This window comes from Pseudomonas synxantha, assembly GCF_900105675.1.
GTDB lineage: Bacteria > Pseudomonadota > Gammaproteobacteria > Pseudomonadales > Pseudomonadaceae > Aquipseudomonas > Aquipseudomonas synxantha.
In genome coordinates this window covers 350880-368954 of sequence record NZ_LT629786.1, presented here as the reverse complement: position 1 = coordinate 368954, position 18075 = coordinate 350880, and the positions used below count along the sequence as shown (strand labels likewise).

The window sequence follows — 18075 nt, the reverse complement described above, 5'->3', positions numbered from 1 at the left end:
CTTCAGGTTACCACTCGCCCATTACGCACTATTTTTGTGCGTTTTTTCCCTAAATAACGTGGTACTCCTCACGTTTTGTGCAATAAATCCCCCGCTCATGTAACGAACCGTTTAATCATGACTCCAGTGTGGCAACTCCCCTGAGTTAACGGTTTGGCTCAGGAGGCATAGATCGTGTGTATTTCTACGTTAAGGATGTCGAGTGCCAATTCAGCCCACAACCGGACACTGGTGTCGTATTCAAAAGTGGGGCATCACCCTGCTCTGCCTGTGCGCGCTGCCTGCGGCCGCCGCCGATGCGCCGCAGCCAGGCCAGGAAGCCCTTCGCTTGCAGCAGCAACAGCAGCGCGACCTGCAGCAATTACAACTGGAGCAGCGCCAGCGCCAGATGCAGCGCGGCCGTTTCGGTACGCCGCCGATCACACCGACCGCGCCAAAGGACGTCGCCAAGGATGAACGCTGCTGGCCCCTGCGCGGTACACGCCTGGCCGGGGTCACCTTGTTCAGCCGCACCGAGCTGGACAAACACATCGAGCCCTACGTTGCCCCCTGCATGGGCGTCACTCAGATCAACCGACTATTGGCCGAGATCACGCGTCTGTATGTCGAGGCCGGCTATATCGCCAGCCGTCCCTACCTGATCAGTGCGCCGAGCGCCGGGCACCCGCTGGATATTCACGTCGAGGAAGGCTACCTCGAAGCCATCGAACTGGCCGACCAGAGCCTGCCCGTGTCGTTAGGCGCAGCGTTTCCCGGGATGCTCGGCAAGCCGCTGAACCTGCGCGACCTGGAACAGGGCCTGGACCAGCTCAACCGCCTGCGCTCGGTCGACCTCACCGCCGATATCGCCCCTGGCAGCCAAGCGGGCGCCTCGCGCATCATCCTGCGCTCGCGCAGCAGTGCCTCGCGTTGGGCCCTGGGGCTTGGGCTGGATAACCTTGGCAGCGCCGGCACCGGGCGTGATCGCAATGCCCTCAGCCTGAACCTGGACAGCCCGCTGCAATTGGGCGATTCGCTCAACCTGAGTTTCAGCGACACGCTCAACCATGGGCCGCGCTACAGCCGCAGCACCAGCCTGTTCTACTCGATCCCCTATGGCTACTGGACCTACAGCCTGTTCGCCAGCCATGCCGAATACCGCTCGCCGTTCAAGCTCAGCCGCACGACGCTCTACAACAGCGGTCGCACCGATCAGGTCAGCCTGCGCAGCGATCGGGTGCTGTGGCGCGACCAGGGCCATCAACTGAGCGCCAACCTGCAACTGGCCTACAAGGACGTCGACAGCTACCTGCAGAAAGCCCACCTGGACATCCAGAGCCCGACGCTGACGGTGGCCGAGGCCGGCCTGAACCTGTTCTGGCTCAACAGCGCGGTGTGGAACCTGGACGTCAATTACGCCCAGGGCCTGACCTGGTTCGGCGCCGATCGCGATGCCGACCAGGTGCAGAAAAACCGGCCCAAGGCGCAGTTTCACAAGTACCGCGCCAACCTCAGCCAATGGCGCAACGGCCAATGGTCGGCGCAACCGTGGCAGTGGCAGAGCCAGCTGTCGGTGCAATACAGCCCGGACGCGCTGCCTGCCATCGAACAGCTGCTGGTCACCGACGACTCGGCCGTGCGTGGCTACCGCGACAACAGCAGCTCCGGCGCGATTGGCGCGGTGTGGCGCAACACTTTGCGCCTGCCGCTGAACAGCGATTTGCCGGTGAAAATCACCCCGCGCCTGGGCCTCGACAACGGCTGGGTCAAGCGCGAACACGGCGTCCAAAGCCAACGCCTGAGCGGCGCCAGCGCGGGGCTCAACCTGAGCTGGAAGAACGTGCAGCTCGACTTCGATTACCAACGCAACCTCAACACCCCAACAGGTTTTCGCCAGGAGCCGGAGGTCTGGCTGACACGCCTGAGCTTGCAAATATGAGCCTGAAAATATGAGAACACCGCTGTTTTTTTAGCCTGAGACAACCGCCGTACCTGACCCGCCCAACAGCGTTGCAACGAACAACGCACGCCGTGGATCAGCCAACACAGAGCGAGATCATTTATGCCGAGTACTTCCCACAGCTTTCGCCTTTCGCCCCAGGGCAAACTGCGCTGGGCCATTGCCAGCCTGTTCCTGCTGCCCCAGCTTGCGCTCGCCGCGGGCGTGACCGTTGCCGAAGGGCCTGGCGGTACGCCGCAACTGCAAAACCAGGGCGGCGTGCCGATCGTCAATATCGTTGCGCCGAATGCCGGCGGCCTGTCCCATAATCAGTTTCTGGATTACAACGTCGACCGCCAGGGGCTGGTGCTGAACAATGCCTTGCAGGCCGACGTGTCCAAGCTCGCCGGGCAACTGGCGGCCAACCCGCAGTTCCAGGGCCAGGCGGCAAGCGTGATCCTCAACGAAGTGATCAGTCGCAATGCCTCGGCCCTCAACGGCGCCCAGGAGATTTTCGGCCAGGCCGCCGATTATGTGCTGGCCAACCCCAACGGCATTTCTGTGAATGGCGGCAGTTTCATCAACACCCCGAATGCCGACCTGGTGGTCGGCCGCCCTGAATTCGACAACGGCAAGCTGCAAGCCTTGAGCACCCGGGATGCCACCGGTCAGCTGACGGTGCAAGGCCAGGGCCTGCACAACCGCGAAGGCTCCATCAACCTGATCGCGCCACGTATCGACAGCGACGGCAGCATCAGTGCCCATGATCAATTGAACCTCACGGTCGGGCGCAACCAGGTCGATTTCGCCAGCGGGCAAGTCAGCCAGGCAGACCCGGCCAGCAAGACCCAGGACCAGCGTATCGACGCGCGCCTGTTCGGGGCGATGCTGGCCGGGCGCATCAATATCATCAGCACCGCCGAAGGTGCCGGTGTGCGCGTGGGCGGCGTGCAGGTGCAAGGCACTGACGGCGTAAAGATCAGCTCGGCCGGTGACCTCGATATCAGCGGCCAGGTCCACGCCAACAGCCTCGACGCCACCCGCGCCGGTGTGCAGAGCCACCAGGGCGATGTCGACTTGCACAGCGCCAGGGACCTGAACCTGGCTGCCACCGACGTCAGCGGGCGTAACGTCAAACTCGCTGCCAGCCGCAACCTGACCCTCAGCAGCCTGGAAAGCCGCAAGCTTCAGGAAAAGCGTGAACAGTGGGACAACAGCAACTTCCTGTTCACCTACGAAACCTATGACCGCACCACCACCGACAAGGACTCGCGCCAGCACGGCAACAAGATCGTCGCGCAACAGGATGCCGCGCTGTCCTCCGGCGCCAGCACCGAGATCAAAGCCGGCCAGGTGCAAGCCGGTAGCGCCTTGCGCATCGACAGCGGCGCCGACCTGCAAGTGAACGCAGCCACCGAAACCCATGAAACCCGCGACCAGGGCAACCATCGCAAGCATTTGTGGAAAGCCAACTGGGACAAATCCAGCAGCGAACAGCGCAGCGTCACCAGCAGCCTCAAGGCTGGCAACTCACTGGTGCTGACCAGCAAGCAGAAACTGCAACTCCAGGGCGCCGAGCTGAAAACCCCGGGTGATATCCAGTTGGCCGGTGGCCAAATCGAAATCGCCAGCGCCAGCCGCACCCAAAGCAGCAGCGATAACGCCTACTCCGGCGACCTGACCGGTGGCAGCTTCTTCGGTAAGGAAGGCAACGGTAACCAGGGCAAAACCCTGAACACCGGCAGCAAGGTCAACGCCGACGGCAAGCTGATCGTCAAGGCCGACGACGTGCGCATCAGCGGCAGCCAGGCCCGTGGCGGCAAGCAGGCCAGCGTCATCAGCGACAACGGCTCGCTGGTGATCGACGGCGTACAGGACACCTCCCACGACAACCGCTACAGCAACGACAGCAAGTTCTTCGGCATCTCCAAGGACGAAAGCCGCAAGAACCTCAAGGACAGCACCATCGTCGCCAGCCACCTGCGCTCGGACAGCAACCTCAAGCTGCAAAGCGCCCAAGACATCACCGTCACTGGTTCCCAGGTGTCTGCCGGCGACGAACTGCAGGCACAGGCCAGGGGCGATATCAAGGTGGTTGCGGCCGAGAACACCACCCACGACACCACCAGCACGCACACCCGTGGCTTCGATAGCTACGCCAGGGAAACCGCCGACGTCAGCCGTCAATACCGTGCAGGGGTGAGCTATGAAGACCAGCAGCAAACCCGCAAGACTGACACCACCCGGCAGCAGGCTTCGAGCCTCAAGGGCGCCAGTGTGGCGGTAAGCGCTGGCGGCGATGTGAGCATCAAGGGCTCGGACCTCAAGGCGACCCAGGGCAATGCAAGCCTGAACGGTAAAAACGTCGCACTGTTGGCGGCCGATGACAGCAGTACCCAAGCCGTCGACAAGACCACCACCGGCGGTAGTTTCTACTACACCGGCGGCCTTGATCGGGCTGGCAGTGGCGCGCAATTCAGCCACCAGAGCAGCCACGACACAAACAGCAAAACCACCGCGCAAACCAGCACCGTGGCTGCGGCCGGCAAGCTGGTCATCAACGTCGGCGACACCCTTACCAGCCAGGGCGCGCAGGTCAAGGCCGGCACCGAGTTGCAGGTCAACGCAGGCCGAATCGACAACCAGTCAGCCCATTCCACCGAAGCCAGCACCCATAAGGAAAACGGTTGGGCCGCCGATGTCGGCGCCAATGTGGAGTACAAAGGCATCACCCGCCCAATCGAAAAAGCCGTCGAAGGCGTGGCCCAGGTCAAGTTCCATCAGCCCGGTTTGCTGGACGCGCTCGAACAACCGAATGTCGGGCTGGACGTGGAAGTCGGACACACCCACAACACCCGCACACAGCAGGACAGCACGGCGGTGGTCAGCCAGTTCAGTGGCGCCACGGTGCAGGTCGATACCGCTGGGAAACTGCAGGATGCAGGCACTCAATATCGGGCCACCGATGGCGGGCTGACAATCAAGGCCGGCGAACATGTCGCCACGGCAGCGGCCAATACCTACGACAGCAGCGAGCAAGGCGTGGACGCCAAGGCGGGCGTGCGGATCTACACCACCACCGGTGAAGACCTGAATGTGCGCGGCAGCGGCTTGGGCGGCAGCAGCGATGTGCGTGAAACCAGCAGCACGGCGGTGGTCGGCAGCTATGCCGGCACCCAGGGGGTGAGCATCGAGGCCAAGGGCGATGCACGTTATGAAGGCAGCCAGTTCAACGGCGGCCAGGCCGGCGTCAACCTCAAGACCGGCGGTGAGTTGGCGCTCAACCAGGCCAACGACACCCAGAGCAAAAACAGCGGCACCTTGCGCGGTAACGGTTCATTGACCGTGGGCACCGCGCCGGGCGCCAATGGCAACAACGTCAACCTCGGTGCCGGTGTGCAACTGGATAACAAGCGCCTGGACACCCAGGACCGCCAGGCCCGCGTCGCGACGGTCCAGGGCAACGGGGCGATCCAGCTCAGCAGCGGCGGCGACATGACCCTGCAAGGCACGCAGATCGGCACCGCCACCGCCAAGACCGGCGATATCAGCCTCAATGCCGGGGGCAAGCTGGACCTGCAAGCCGCCACCAACAGCCACATCAGCAAAGGCAGCAACCTGGGCGGCGGCCTGACTGCCGGCGCCGGCAAGACCAGCACTGCCGAAAGCAGCAGCAAGACCGGCAGCCTCAGTGCCAATTTCAACATCGGTAAGGTGGCGGAAAATGACCAGGGCATCGTCGTCGGGCAGTTGCACAGCAACGGCAAGGTCAGCCTCGCCAGTGGTGCCGAGGCGGCTGATGCCCTGCACTTGCAGGGTACTCAGATCAACGCGGCCAGAGTCGACCTCGTCGCGCAGAACGGCGGCATCCTGCAAGAGTCTGCACAGTCAACCCAGGCCCATGACAACTGGGGCGTGACCCTGGGCGCGGGTGGCAGCGTTGGCAAGACCACCTTGGCCGATGCCGGTGAGCACGCCACACCCAAGACCCAGCGCGGCATCAATGCGCGAGCCAAGGTCGACGTGGATCACCTGCAAAGCACCACCCAGCACGACAGCCTGATCAAGGCCGACAACGTGGTCATCAACAGTGCCGGCGACACCCACCTGGCCGGGGCACGCATCGAAGCCGACCAGGTGAACGGCAAGGTAGGTGGCGATCTCATCGTCGAAAGTCGCAAGGACCAGGTCAACAGCACCCAGGTGAATGTCGATGCCAGGCTGGATGTGGAAAAAAACCAGCCCGGCGTGGTGGATAAACTCGCCACTGCCACTGGCCCGCTCAAGGACAAAGTGCAAGCCAAGGCCGAAGGTGCGTTCGACAAGCATCGCGACAAACTGGAGAACGTCGTAGACAAAAGCACCGGGCACCTGGCTTCGGCCAAGGACAAAGTGGTCAACGGCGTCGTCAACGTCAAGGAACGCCTGGAGGAAAAATTCACCCGCAGCGGTAGCTACGACGTGAACCCCGAGCCCCGTGGCGCTTTCGGCACCCGTGTGGACAAGGCCAAGGCTTACCTGGCGGACAAGAAGGAGGCCCTGGGCACACGCCTGTCGGGCTTCAAGGATAAGGTCTGGCCGAAAAACAGCGACAGCTACGTCGTCAGCGGCAAGAACACCACCGGCAGCTCGGTAGCCAATACCGCCGAAAGCGTGTTGTTCGGTGACAAGAGTGGCAACACCAACTACACCCCGACCCTGTATCTGGACGTCAGCCATGTGGTCAAGGACAGCGTCACCCAGGCGTCAGGCATTCGCGCAAGCCAGGGCGTCAATCTGCAGGTGAGCGGTGATACGCGCCTCACGGGTGCGCGGATCGGCGCCGAGCACGGCAAGGTCGAGCTGGGCGGTTCCAAAGTCACCGCTACGGCATTGGCCGGCAGCGACTACCGTGCTGATGTCGGGCTGAACGTCTCGAAATCACCGGTCAACCTCGCACTGGGAGCCAAGGATGAATTGACTCAGAAACAGGACGACGCCACGCGCAAGGATCAAGCCTTCAACCTGGGACCACTGCGAGCGGGTGGGCACAGTGAAAACCAGGTCTTGCAGGCGGGGATTGAACAAGCATCAACTGAAGGTTAAGCACCGACTTACCGAACGAAACAGATCCAAATGTGGGAGGGGGCTTGCTCCCGATTGCAGTGTGTCAGTCAGCTTATCTGTATCTGACCCACCGCTATCGGGAGCAAGCCCCCTCCCACATTTGTAGAGCTAATTCCTGGCTTGTTGCCGCAAGGCAAGGGCCGCCACACCACACAACACCAACGCAACACAGGACACGTAGAACGCGTCGCTGTAAGCCATCAGGTACGCCTCGCGCCGCACGGTACGGATCAGCCCCTCAAGTACCTGCTGCTGGGCGGGTAGCAATTGATTGAAAATAAACGCTTCGCTGTCGGCCATGCTGGCGCGCAGACGCTCCTGCAAGGACGGCGAAAACAAGGTGATCGACTCCCCTACCCGCTCGGAGTGAAAGCGTTCGCGCATGGCGACAATCTGCGTCAACCCCGCGGTGCCCACGGCACCACCCAGGTTACGCAGCATGGAGAACAAGGCAGAGGCAGAACCGGCTTCCTCCTTGGCCAGGCCGGATACCGCCAGCACCGACAGCGCCACCATGATCAGCGGTTGTCCGATACCGCGCACCACCGTGGAAGGAATGATCACGTTGGCAGCGCTATCCACATCCAGATGCGCCCCCAGATAACACCCCAGCGCCATGATGAAAAAGCCGCTGGCGACCATCAGTTTCGGGTTGAGCCACTTCATCAGGCGTGGCATGAACGGCGCCAGCACCAGTTGCACCATGCCGTAGGCGATCAGGCTGATACCGATCTCCCGGGCGTTGTAGCCCTGCAACTGGGACAGGTAATTGGGCACCAGGAACACCAGGCCGAAGGTCGCTCCGCCGAAAATGAACATTGCCGCACTGGCCACCCCGAAGTTGTAGCTTTTGAGCAGGCGCAGGTTGATGAAGGAGCGGCTGCCATACAGCTGCGACAGCACGAAATACACCAGGGCAACGCCTGCAACCAGTGACATCCACACAATGAAATCGGAGCCGAACCAATCCTTGCGCCCGCCTTCTTCCAGTACGATCTGCAAGCCACCCAGGCCGACGATCATGGCCAGGATGCCGCTCCAGTCGCCGCGCTTGAGCAGGCTCAACTGCATAGGCTTGGCGTCGATGGACCACGCCACCGCCAGCAGCAACAGAATGCCCGGGGCCAGTTGCAGGTAGAAAATCCAGCGCCAGGAATAAGCATCCGTCAGCCAGCCACCGATGGACGGCCCGGCGGCCTGGGCAACGCTGTTGGACAGGGCGAACAAGGCCATGCCCATGGCAATCTTGCTCGGCGGCAGCTCGGTGATGATCAACTGGAATGACAACGGGATCAGCACCGCGCCGGCCGCGCCCTGGATCACCCGAATGATGATCATCACTTCCAGGTTGGGCGCCCAGGAGCAGGCAATGGACGCCACCAGGAATACAAACGAACCCACCAGCATCACCCGGCGCAGGGAGAACACCTGCACCAGCCAGGCGGTCAGCGGGATCATCACGATCTCCGCGACCAAATAGGCGGTGGAGATCCACGAGCCCTCCTCGAACGTCGCCCCCAGGGAGCCTTCGATTTCCGGCAATGCGGCGCTGGTCACGTGCACGTTCATGCCGGCCATGAAACAGCCGAACAGCCCACCGATCACTGCGACCCAGGCGCGAAAGGAGACGCTCTTTTCAGCGGCTTCAGTCATTTGCCGCGCCCTGGTTGGCTGGCCGGGTATCGACCGTGGTGACCACCGACATACCAGGCAGGATAGGCCCGCCCTGATCATGCTCATCGATGACAATCTTCACTGGGAAGCGCTGCACGATCTTGGTGAAGTTGCCGGTGGCGTTGTCCGACGGCAACAATGCGAACACCGCCCCCGAACCTGGCGAGAAACTCACCACGTGGCCCTTGAGCTTGCGTCCTGAATAACTGTCGATGCTGATGTTCACGGGTTGGCCGGCGCGCATGTCGCGCAACTGGGTTTCCTTGTAGTTGGCCACCACGTAGGCCTGCTGCAAGGGCACCACCGCCAGCAGCGGCAGGCCTGGCGCGACGTACTGTCGGGTGCGCACTTTACGCTGCCCCACCACCCCGTCGATGGGCGAGCGGATCAAGGTGTCTTCCTGGGCATGGGTCGCCAGGTTCAACTGCGCCTGGGCCTCGCTGCGCCGGGCAATCTGTTGTTGGAGCGAAGCTTGGGCCAATTGGCGACGACTGATGGCAACGGTCAACCGGGCTTCCTGTTGACGTTGCATGGCCTTGGCAATTTCCACCGCGGCATTGGCCTGGGTGTAGCTGGCGGCCGCCGTTTCCAGACGCTGGGCACTGGCGGCGTGTTCGCGCACCAACCCTTCGTAGCGGCGCTGGTCGAGGCGTGCGCGGTGCAACTCGGCGGCCACGCTGCGGGCGTGGGCCTGAGCCTGGGCAACGCCGGCCTGTTGCTGGGCGATCAGGCTGTCGGTGACGCGCAGGTTGGCCTCTTGCGCCGCCACCGAGGCCTGGGTTTCGGCCAGTTGTGCACGGGCCTGTGCCAAGCGTGCCTGGTAGTCACGGTCCTCGATGCGCACCAGCACATCCCCGGCCTTGACGGGCTGGTCGTCCTCCACCAACACCTGGGCCACATACCCGGAGACCTTGGGGCTGATGGGAATCCAGTCGGCACGCACATAGGCATCATCGGTCTGTTCCAGATACCGGCCGACCGTCATCCAGTACACGCCGAACGCCACCGCTGCGATCAACAGCGCCGCGCCGCCCAGCAGGATCAGGTGCCGTTTGCGACGTTGCTTGCGCGTATGCGCCGATTCATCCTGGACAGCAGTTGTTTCATCAACGGCGATATTCATGGCTGGGTACCGGAAAAAGTGGTGTAAGCGTGGGTGGGAGCTGAAGGCTGCCAACCACCGCCAAGCGCCCGAAACAGGCTGATCTGGCGTTGAAGCAACTGGCCGTCGGCGTCGGCGCGAGTGGCCTGCAAGCGGATTAGTTCACGCTCGCTGTCCAGCACGTCCAGGAAATCGATAGACCCCGCGTCGTAGTTGAATTGGGCCAACCTGTAGGCGTGGCGGCTGCTGTCCAGCGCCTGGCTCAAGGCCGCGTGGCGCTGGCGTTCGCCGTCGTATAACGCCAGGGCCTGGCGCACCTCCTTGAGGGCGTTGAGCACGCTGGCCTCGAATTGCGCCACCTCTACCTGCTCAAGCGCCCGCGCCTGCTTGACCCGCGCGCGGTTGGCGCGCCAATTGGGGAACTGCCAGGTGATCAGCGGGCCAATGCCGAACATCACCGCGCTGCTGTTGCCCAGCTCATGGGGCCTGTTGGCCGATGAAGACACCGAGGCGCCGAAGGTCACCTTCGGATACAGGTCGGCCTGCACGATATCCACTTGCAGCGTGGCCGCCTGCAACGCTCGCTCGGCCTGACGGATATCGGGGCGGCGTGCCAATAATTGCCAGCCATCACCCACCGGAAGTTCGGCATTGAGTTGTGGCACCACTTCACAGCTCGCAGCGCCAGCGCTTTGTTCCAGATCAGCCACGCCGGTCAGCATCGCCAGCTCGTACAGCGCCGCTTGCCGACGCGCCTCGAGCATCGGCAGCAAGGCCTGGGTTTCGCTCTGCAGGGCTTGCATGCGCGTGTATTCAAGGTCCGTCACCACACCGGCCTGGCGCTGGCGATCGATCAACGCCAGGCTGCGCCCGACCACGTCCAACGAATGACGCTGGACCTTGGCACGTGCACCGAGGGCGCAAGCATTCACATAGGCGTGGGTGGTTTGCGCCACGACTGTAATGCGCAACAGGTCTTCGGCGTCCTGCGCCGCCGCGGCTTGCACCTGGGCGCGTTCGATACTGCGCTGGACCTGGCCCCAGACGTCCACTTGATAAGCCAGTTCAAAGCCCGGGTTGAACGCCCACTGTGACGGCGCATGGCTATCGGTGGCCTTGGCCAGGGTCTGGTCATCGGCCGTCTTGCCGTACTCGGCGCCCAGTGACGCCTGGGTGGCCGGCCAACGCTCGGCATCGGCCTGCATGATCCCGGCCAGCATCGCCTGCACATGGGACTGGGCCGCCGCCAGGTCACGGTTGTGCAGCAATGCCTGCTGCACCAGCCCATCGAGCTGTGGATCGTTGTACAACTGCCACCAGCGCTCGGGTAATGCCTGGGCCGAAACACCTTGCGGCAAGTGGCTCAGGGCATTGATGCGCTCTGGATGTGACTGTGCAAGCGGGTGAGCAACCCAGGACGAACAACCCGCCGACAACGCCAGCGCAATGCCCAGCAGCGCAAGACGGCCATGCCATGGGGGAAAAGAAGGCGAACCCATCGAAGAAATCCAGAAGGCCAAGTAGAGACCCAGCGTAAGAGCGCAACGGGGTGCGAATCTCCCGAGTTCCGGACAACCATCGTTTTGATTGGGACAAAGTGCGCAGTGGCTTGGCAGTACTCAATCCAAATGTGGGAGGGGGCTTGCCCCCGATGAGGGAGTATCAGTTAGCAAATCTGTAACTGACCTACCGCCATCGGGGGCAAGCCCCCTCCCACTTTGGACCGAGGCTGACAGGTAAGCCTGTCGCCAAGTTAAATCACACCAATCGACAGTTACTCGGGGTGTAACCCATGGTGCGCTTGAACATCGCAGTAAACGCACTCGGGCTCTGATAACCATGCTCCAGCGCCACTTCCAGGATCGACACGCCACAGGCCAGGCGCTGCATGCTGAGCAACAGCCGCGTGCGCTTGCGCCATTCGCCATAACTCATGCCCAACTCTTTCTGGAACAGCCGCGCCAAGGTACGCGAACTCATATTGAGCTGCAGCGCCCAACTCTCCAGTGTCGACTCCTGGGAAGGGTTGTCGATAAAGCCCGCACACAACGACTTGAGCCTCGGCTCATCCGGGATCGGCACATGCGCCAGCACACGTTGTGCCCGGTCGAGCTCCGAGAAAATCAACTCGACAATCTGCGCGTGGCGCAACAACGCCGGCTCACTGTCGAGCTTATCCCCCGCAGAGACGATCAGCTCACGCAACAGCGGCGAAACCCTGATGACCTCGCACTCCGTCGTCAAGCCACGATGCGCCCCCGGCGAGATCAACAAGGTACGCATACGCACTTCACCGGTCATGCGGATCTGATGCTCCCTCCCCGAAGGCACCCACAATGCATGCCCGGAAGGCACCACCCAGGCCGTCGCCTCCACCGACACCAGCATCACGCCGTTGATGGCATAGACGAGCTGGCCCTCGTCATGTCGATGGGGCGCCACGATGTGGCCATGTTCATAGTTAGCGGCGAGTGCGGCTAATGGGGTATGTGCGTTCATTTCAGCAGGCCGCGAGCAGGTCAGGTCGGCCACTGTTGGACGGATCCTTGGGCATCATGTCGCCTCTCCTTTTTTTGAACAGCGTGACCCATTGGGCCTCAGTGGCCACTGGATCCAATACTAAACAAAGAAAGGGTAAGGGGAATTGCGTATTGGGGTGGGTAGCGTGAAAAAACGTCGAGTAAAAATTAAAAAAACCAAAATATCGGCGAGTAGATTTCAAGGAAAAAAAATTATTGCTTTGGGGATAACAGGGGCTCGCAAAGAGTCCCTGTTCGGGGTTAACCCTAAAACGCATGACGCGCCTTGACCATCACCCCATCAGCATCAAACCCACTACGCGCCTGCCGGGTATAGCTGGCGCCCACCGTCTGCCAGCCAAGCGCACACCCACGGCTTCACGATTATCACGCTGGCCCGACCCGACTCTCTGGTCAGTACCGGCCCAGGATAGGAAAATTTTGGATTGAAGGCTGCTCTTGATCGACAATCAGCATCTGATCGCAGCTGGCACCGCGTCGGTGTGGACAGGCCAAGTTCCAGGCAAAAAAAACCGGCCTCATGTTCAGGGATCAACTTGCGAACTTGAGTACCGCCTCAAGTTCATCTTCATCGTCACCGTAGGTGCCCCCGGTCAGTTCAAAGCCCATGCGTGGGATCAGAGAGAGGAGTAAGGGGCTACATGCGGCGACAGCTAGAATGGTCACCGAGCGCGCAGGAATGGAAACCGGTGGGCTACAAAAAAATGATGTGAGCGCTGACGGCTGCATATCAGACAGGTGGGGCGGTTTTTCTGCAAGCTTGCAGCTTCGCCCTCAATTCACAGGCAAAAAAAAACCCGGAAATCCTCACTTGCGTGGGCCTTCCGGATTTTCTAAACCGCCAAAAATGGTGGGTCGTGTGGGATTCGAACCTACGACCAATTGGTTAAAAGACAATTGGTTTTAGTGCTTCATAGCCCAGGATCGTGTTCGCTACACATAGCTGTTTCCGTGGCCTCGCAGCCTCTAATGAACCCACATTAGAGGCTCCAAACCATGAAAATCTCTGCGGTCGTTTCGACCAAAGGCGGCGTAGGCAAAACTACCATCGAGGCCAACCTCGGCGCTTTTTGTGCGGATGCAGGCCTGCGCGTGCTCATGATCGACCTAGATCCTGCACAGCCTTCGCTCTCCTCGTATTACCAATTGGTCGATGAAGCTCAAGGAGGCATCTACGACCTGCTGGCATTCAATATCACCGAATCAGCCAAGATCATATCCAGCACCACGATACCAAACCTGTCGCTTGTCATTTCCAACGACATCAACAACCAACTGAACAGCCTGATCCTGCAAGCACCTGACGGACGGTTGCGACTCGCCAACCTGATGCCGGGCTTCAAAGATCATTTCGACCTGGTACTGATTGACACCCAAGGCGCCAGGTCGGCAATGCTCGAAATGGTGGTCCTAGCCTCTGATTTGGTCATATCCCCACTTCCGCCCAATATGCTCGCTGCACGGGAGTTCAGCCGGGGATCCATGCAGATGCTGGACGGCCTGCGCGCCTATGGGCGCCTGGGCATGAAAATCCCTCCTGTGCGGATCGTCGTCAACAATCTCGACCAAACCACCGACGCGCAAATGATCGAGCAGTCGGTACGGGAAATTTTCCAGGACAATGACGAAATCAACGTTCTGGAATGCGTCGTCCCCTCCGCAGTGGTGTTTCGTAACAGTTCATCCCTGGGCGTCCCAGTACACCGCTTGGAATACAGACAGCCTTCCAACCGCATATCCCCTGCAGCCCTTGTCGTGATCCGCCAATTGGCCATTGAGCTTTTTCCAGAATGGCGTGACCGCTTCGAGGCCATGACCGAGGAAAAGGTAGCTAACTTGGTGAGGGAGGGTCGTTGAAATGGCGAAGCCCTCCATTACCGACGCCCGCAGTATTACTGCAAACCTCATCCTAGAGGTTGGCAAGTACTACAGCGCTCAGCAATTGCGCAGCTTGCAAGCCAAGCTCAGTGGAACCGCACGAGAAATCCGAGCCCTGACAAGCGGTTACCAATTACCCGGTCGGATTGGCGCTCAGTTGAGCGTTGACCAGCTTCAGCTTTTGCAGGACGCCGCGAAGCTTATCGAGTCAGTGAACTCGAACATTAAGCACGCGAAGGAAAAGCGCGGCCGCGACGAAAACCAAGCCAAACGCCGTCAGCAAAGTCGATATGCCGAAGCCAAACGCCTGGTAGCTGAAACATATTTAGAACCCTTTGCTCCTGAGCCAACGGCTTTGGACCCTCTTCTAGATATTCTTAAAACAGCGCTGACGCTTAATCGAGCAGACGTTTTCAGGAATGGTTATTCCCCTAGGGAGTTCAATCTCAGGCTCCGTGATTACCTGTCGCCTGCCAGAACTCGAAAGCTCATTGGCTGGACCAGCCCAAGTGCTTTTTGGATAAGCACGGTTCTCTCTCTTCGTAATGACGTTGTGCAAGCTGTTGAGCAAGAGATTGCTTACGACGATGGGTCAAGTGTTCAAGACCGCCTTGATGCCCTGAAACAGAAGGTTGCGGACTGCCTTGCCCGGACTCACCTCTCTGCTGATGAGGAAGAAACACTTCGCCTGTGGTCAGAGGCGCTCTCCCCCCGCCTCCAACAGGAAGGGGGTGAATGATGGACAAGCAAAAAGTCCTCAGCAAGGTCGCCAAACTCATGGCGCTGGCCAAGTCACAAGGCGCTGCCCCAAACGAAGTGGAAATTGCACTTCGTCAAGCTCGCCATTTGATGAATCAGTACAACTTGGAACACACCGAAGTCGCTGCCCATACAATCGAAGAATCCATTGTGGGTACCAAAACCCGTCGGGCACCGCAGGATTGGCTGCACAACCTGGCCTCAATCTGTTCCCAAGCCTTCGATTGCAGCCACTTGGCGTATTTCAATCCGCTACTTGGCTGGTCCTTCAAGTTCTTGGGGAAAGGTATTTCACCCGATCTGGCAGCTCACACCTATTCAACGCTGCATCACCAGCTTGTCGCAGCCCGACGAGCTCATGTTGCCCAGCAGAAGCGCTGCCAACTGAAAACCAAACGTCACCGCGGCCAACTGTTTGCCGAGGGCTGGCTCAATGCCGTCGCCTCTAAGGTGAACCAGTTTGCAGGTGGGATAGACGAAAACACTGCGCTGGAGATCCAAGCCTACCTGGAATGGCATCATCCAAAACTAACGCTAGCCATTATCAAGCCCATCGAAGCCAAAGGTCATGACACCCGCTCTTTGCAAGCGGGATGGGACCAGGGCAAGCATGCCAGGCTGCATCGTGGTGTCGGACAGCAGTCACAAGGAGCCCTTGGGCATGGAGGGAGCCAATGAGAACTCATTCGCTTTCACCTTTGGCCATGGCGGCGCTGGAACAAGCCAGATCCCAACTTGGGCTTGCCCCGGTTCACAAACACCATGTTTGGAGTGAGGCAGAAGAGCGCTCGCTCATTGCCCGCTATCCCAATGAACCGACTCAGGTCCTAGCCGCCGAATTGGGGCTCAGCGTCTATCAGGTCTATGCCAAAGCCAAACGGCTGGGCTTGAGCAAAAGCGCCGAGTTTCTTCGCAGTAGTCTCTGTGGCCGGCTTGACGGCAAGTTGGGCGCAGAATTCCGCTTTCCCAAGGGATCCGTCCCATGGAATAAGGGCCTTAAGGGGCTCCCCTCCTCTGGCCGTATGACTCAGACGCAGTTTAAGGCCGGCAATAAACCGGGGAACTGGCTGCCTATTGGCAGCCTGCGCACAACTCCTGACGGTTATCAGCAGAAGAAAATCACCGATACCGGTTACCCACCCGTTGACTGGAAAGCCGTGCATGTACTGCTTTGGGAGGAGCATCACGGACCAGTCCCTATAAACATGTGCGTGTGCTTCAAGGACGGCAACAAGGCCCATATAGCCCTGAATAACCTGGAGTTGCTGACGAGAGCAGAACGTATGCGTCGGAACACCATTCATCGGTATCCGGAAGAGCTGAAATCCGCAATACGCGCTATCGGCAAACTCAAACGCACCATCCGGGAGGTTGAACATGAAGAACAAGATTGAAGATCTACGTAATCACCTGTTCGTCGCGATCGAGAGCCTCCTGGACCCAGAAAGACCAATGGAAATCGAACGGGCCAAAGCGGTTGCCGAGGTTGCTCAGGTCATGATCAATTCAGCGAAGGTTGAAGTCGACATGGTCAAAGCCCTGGGGGCACGCAACGGGAGTGGTTTTCTTCAGATAGGCCAGGAGTCTGGGAAATGAATCACCTTGACCTCTCACCTCCCTACTCCGTAGAGGCTGAACAAGGTGTGTTAGGTGGGCTACTGCTCGACAACAACACCTGGGATCTCGTCGCAGACAAACTGGATGCCTCTGATTTTTTCCGACACGACCATCGGTTGCTGTTCCGGACAATGGCAAGCCTTGCTGACAAGTCCATTCCGTTCGACATCGTCACCGTCCACAACGCGTTGGAGGAGCCAGACGAAGCCGGAGGGCTGAGCTATCTGGGCGAGCTGGCCAAAAACACGCCGTCTGTAGCCAACATCGAGCATTACGCATCCATCGTGCGTAATCGCTCTCGGCTCAGACAGCTCATGTCCCTTGGATACCAATGCTCTCGCGAGGCGACAGACCCGTTGGCAAGTGCGGAGGATGTTCAAGAATCAATTGAACAGCAACTGTTCGCTCTGGGTGAAGGCAAGAGCGCAACGGAATTCGTCAATATCAACCAATGCCTGACGAACGTCGTCGAACAAATAGACGAACATTTCAACGGCAATATCACCGTGACCGGCCTGCCTTCAGGCCTGGAGGACCTGGACGAGCTGACGTCGGGTTTTCAAGAAGCCGACCTGATCATCCTCGGCGCGCGCCCGTCTATGGGGAAGACCTCTCTGGCCTTGAACTTCATAGATACGGCTCTGCAGGCAAAGCTTGATCGTACAGTTCAGGTTTTCAGCATGGAAATGCCGGCCAAAGCACTGATGTATCGATTGATGGGCATCCTAGGCCATATCGATCTGGGCAGGCTATTGAAGGGCAAGCTCGATGATGATGATTGGCCGAAGCTGACTGCAGCGGTTTCTCGTATTAATGGCTATGGAGAGCGGCTGGTCATCGACGACTCATCAGCGCTCACGCCTGCAGTAATCAGAGCTAAATCTCGTCGAGCAGCTCGTCGCTTCGGACACCCGAGCTTGATCCTGATCGATTACCTGCAGCTCATGCGCTGCCCAGGTCAGGAAAACAGGGCCAACGAGATCAGCGCTATATCCCAGTCCCTCAAGGCCCTAGCGAAAGAGATGAATTGCCCGGTGGTTGCGCTTTCCCAGCTCAACCGAGAACTGGAGCGACGGCCAAATAAGCGTCCGATCAACGCAGACCTGCGTGATAGCGGTGCGATTGAACAGGACGCGGACCTGATTATGTTCGTCTACCGGGACGAGGTGTACCACCCTCAGAGCGAACACAAAGGCATTGCAGAAATCATTCTCGGCAAGGCGCGTAACGGCCCAACTGGGACCGTACGAACAGCCTTCATCGCCAATCAGACCCGGTTTGCCAACCTCAGTCCCAACGCCGGCTGGCAAGGGGCTCAACTATGAAAAAGCACACCTCAGCGATGAATACTCTCGTACGCATCACTCACTGGTGCCTTCAATGCGATAGCCACCACCCGAAACATCAAGTGAGTGGCGCTCCAGCCTTACCCGGCGGTGAAGTGGACGAGCTTATTTGCCCTACTTGCAATAGCTATGACA

Annotated in this window: 12 protein-coding genes; 8 read left to right on the top strand and 4 right to left on the bottom strand. The window is 59.8% G+C overall.

Annotated features, from left to right (window positions below; all coding sequences use genetic code 11):
- The first annotated feature begins 202 nt into the window (after positions 1 to 202).
- Positions 203 to 1918, top strand: a complete 1716-nt coding sequence (locus BLU48_RS01745) for a ShlB/FhaC/HecB family hemolysin secretion/activation protein (protein WP_057023796.1) — start codon at positions 203 to 205, stop codon at positions 1916 to 1918.
- A 123-nt stretch (positions 1919 to 2041) separates the two neighbouring features.
- On the top strand, positions 2042 to 7003 hold the full coding sequence (locus BLU48_RS01740) for a hemagglutinin repeat-containing protein (RefSeq protein ID WP_057023795.1): 4962 nt from the start codon (positions 2042 to 2044) through the stop codon (positions 7001 to 7003).
- 129 nt (positions 7004 to 7132) lie between these two features.
- Here the strand turns inward: BLU48_RS01740 and BLU48_RS01735 are convergent, their stop codons facing one another.
- From BLU48_RS01735 to BLU48_RS01720, 4 genes are all read right to left on the bottom strand, one after another.
- Complete coding sequence (locus BLU48_RS01735; RefSeq protein ID WP_057023794.1) at positions 7133 to 8677, bottom strand: MDR family MFS transporter; 1545 nt, start codon at positions 8675 to 8677, stop codon at positions 7133 to 7135.
- Positions 8670 to 9821 (bottom strand): HlyD family secretion protein, encoded by a 1152-nt coding sequence (locus tag BLU48_RS01730; protein WP_057023793.1) that lies wholly within the window; start codon positions 9819 to 9821, stop codon positions 8670 to 8672. The genes BLU48_RS01735 and BLU48_RS01730 overlap by 8 nt, the downstream gene beginning before the upstream one ends.
- Complete coding sequence (locus tag BLU48_RS01725; RefSeq protein ID WP_057023792.1) at positions 9818 to 11299, bottom strand: TolC family protein; 1482 nt, start codon at positions 11297 to 11299, stop codon at positions 9818 to 9820. The genes BLU48_RS01730 and BLU48_RS01725 overlap by 4 nt, the downstream gene beginning before the upstream one ends.
- Before the next feature lie 259 nt (positions 11300 to 11558).
- On the bottom strand, positions 11559 to 12299 hold the full coding sequence (locus BLU48_RS01720) for an AraC family transcriptional regulator (RefSeq protein ID WP_057023911.1): 741 nt from the start codon (positions 12297 to 12299) through the stop codon (positions 11559 to 11561).
- A 1037-nt stretch (positions 12300 to 13336) separates the two neighbouring features.
- Between BLU48_RS01720 and BLU48_RS01710 the strand changes: the two genes are divergently transcribed.
- The 6 genes from BLU48_RS01710 to dnaB are packed head-to-tail and all read left to right on the top strand — an operon-like array spanning position 13337 to position 17919.
- Entirely contained in the window at positions 13337 to 14197 is an 861-nt protein-coding gene (locus BLU48_RS01710; protein ID WP_008437313.1) for a ParA family protein, read from the top strand.
- A gap of 1 nt (position 14198) precedes the next feature.
- Positions 14199 to 14957, top strand: coding sequence for a hypothetical protein (locus tag BLU48_RS01705; protein WP_008437314.1), 759 nt, complete (start codon positions 14199 to 14201; stop codon positions 14955 to 14957).
- Positions 14954 to 15655, top strand: a complete 702-nt coding sequence (locus BLU48_RS01700) for a DUF2786 domain-containing protein (RefSeq protein ID WP_008437315.1) — start codon at positions 14954 to 14956, stop codon at positions 15653 to 15655. Before BLU48_RS01705 ends, BLU48_RS01700 begins: the two co-directional genes overlap by 4 nt.
- Positions 15652 to 16371 (top strand): HNH endonuclease signature motif containing protein, encoded by a 720-nt coding sequence (locus BLU48_RS01695; protein ID WP_020301295.1) that lies wholly within the window; start codon positions 15652 to 15654, stop codon positions 16369 to 16371. The genes BLU48_RS01700 and BLU48_RS01695 overlap by 4 nt, the downstream gene beginning before the upstream one ends.
- A complete protein-coding gene (locus BLU48_RS01690; protein WP_008437317.1) occupies positions 16355 to 16573 on the top strand; it encodes a hypothetical protein in 219 nt (72 codons plus the stop codon). Before BLU48_RS01695 ends, BLU48_RS01690 begins: the two co-directional genes overlap by 17 nt.
- A complete protein-coding gene (dnaB, locus tag BLU48_RS01685) occupies positions 16570 to 17919 on the top strand; it encodes a replicative DNA helicase (protein ID WP_008437319.1) in 1350 nt (449 codons plus the stop codon). The genes BLU48_RS01690 and dnaB overlap by 4 nt, the downstream gene beginning before the upstream one ends.
- Positions 17920 to 18075 lie beyond the last annotated feature (156 nt).

Bases quoted from the DNA above. Each gene is read 5' to 3' on its own strand.
- BLU48_RS01740 (WP_057023795.1), top strand. From the start codon at position 2,042: ATGCCGAGTACTTCCCACAGCTTTCGCCTTTCGCCCCAGGGCAAACTG.
- BLU48_RS01735 (WP_057023794.1), bottom strand. From the start codon at position 8,677: ATGACTGAAGCCGCTGAAAAGAGCGTCTCCTTTCGCGCCTGGGTCGCA.
- BLU48_RS01730 (WP_057023793.1), bottom strand. From the start codon at position 9,821: ATGAATATCGCCGTTGATGAAACAACTGCTGTCCAGGATGAATCGGCG.
- BLU48_RS01725 (WP_057023792.1), bottom strand. From the start codon at position 11,299: ATGGGTTCGCCTTCTTTTCCCCCATGGCATGGCCGTCTTGCGCTGCTG.
- BLU48_RS01720 (WP_057023911.1), bottom strand. From the start codon at position 12,299: ATGAACGCACATACCCCATTAGCCGCACTCGCCGCTAACTATGAACAT.
- BLU48_RS01710 (WP_008437313.1), top strand. From the start codon at position 13,337: ATGAAAATCTCTGCGGTCGTTTCGACCAAAGGCGGCGTAGGCAAAACT.
- BLU48_RS01705 (WP_008437314.1), top strand. From the start codon at position 14,199: ATGGCGAAGCCCTCCATTACCGACGCCCGCAGTATTACTGCAAACCTC.
- BLU48_RS01700 (WP_008437315.1), top strand. From the start codon at position 14,954: ATGATGGACAAGCAAAAAGTCCTCAGCAAGGTCGCCAAACTCATGGCG.
- BLU48_RS01695 (WP_020301295.1), top strand. From the start codon at position 15,652: ATGAGAACTCATTCGCTTTCACCTTTGGCCATGGCGGCGCTGGAACAA.
- BLU48_RS01690 (WP_008437317.1), top strand. From the start codon at position 16,355: ATGAAGAACAAGATTGAAGATCTACGTAATCACCTGTTCGTCGCGATC.
- dnaB (WP_008437319.1), top strand. From the start codon at position 16,570: ATGAATCACCTTGACCTCTCACCTCCCTACTCCGTAGAGGCTGAACAA.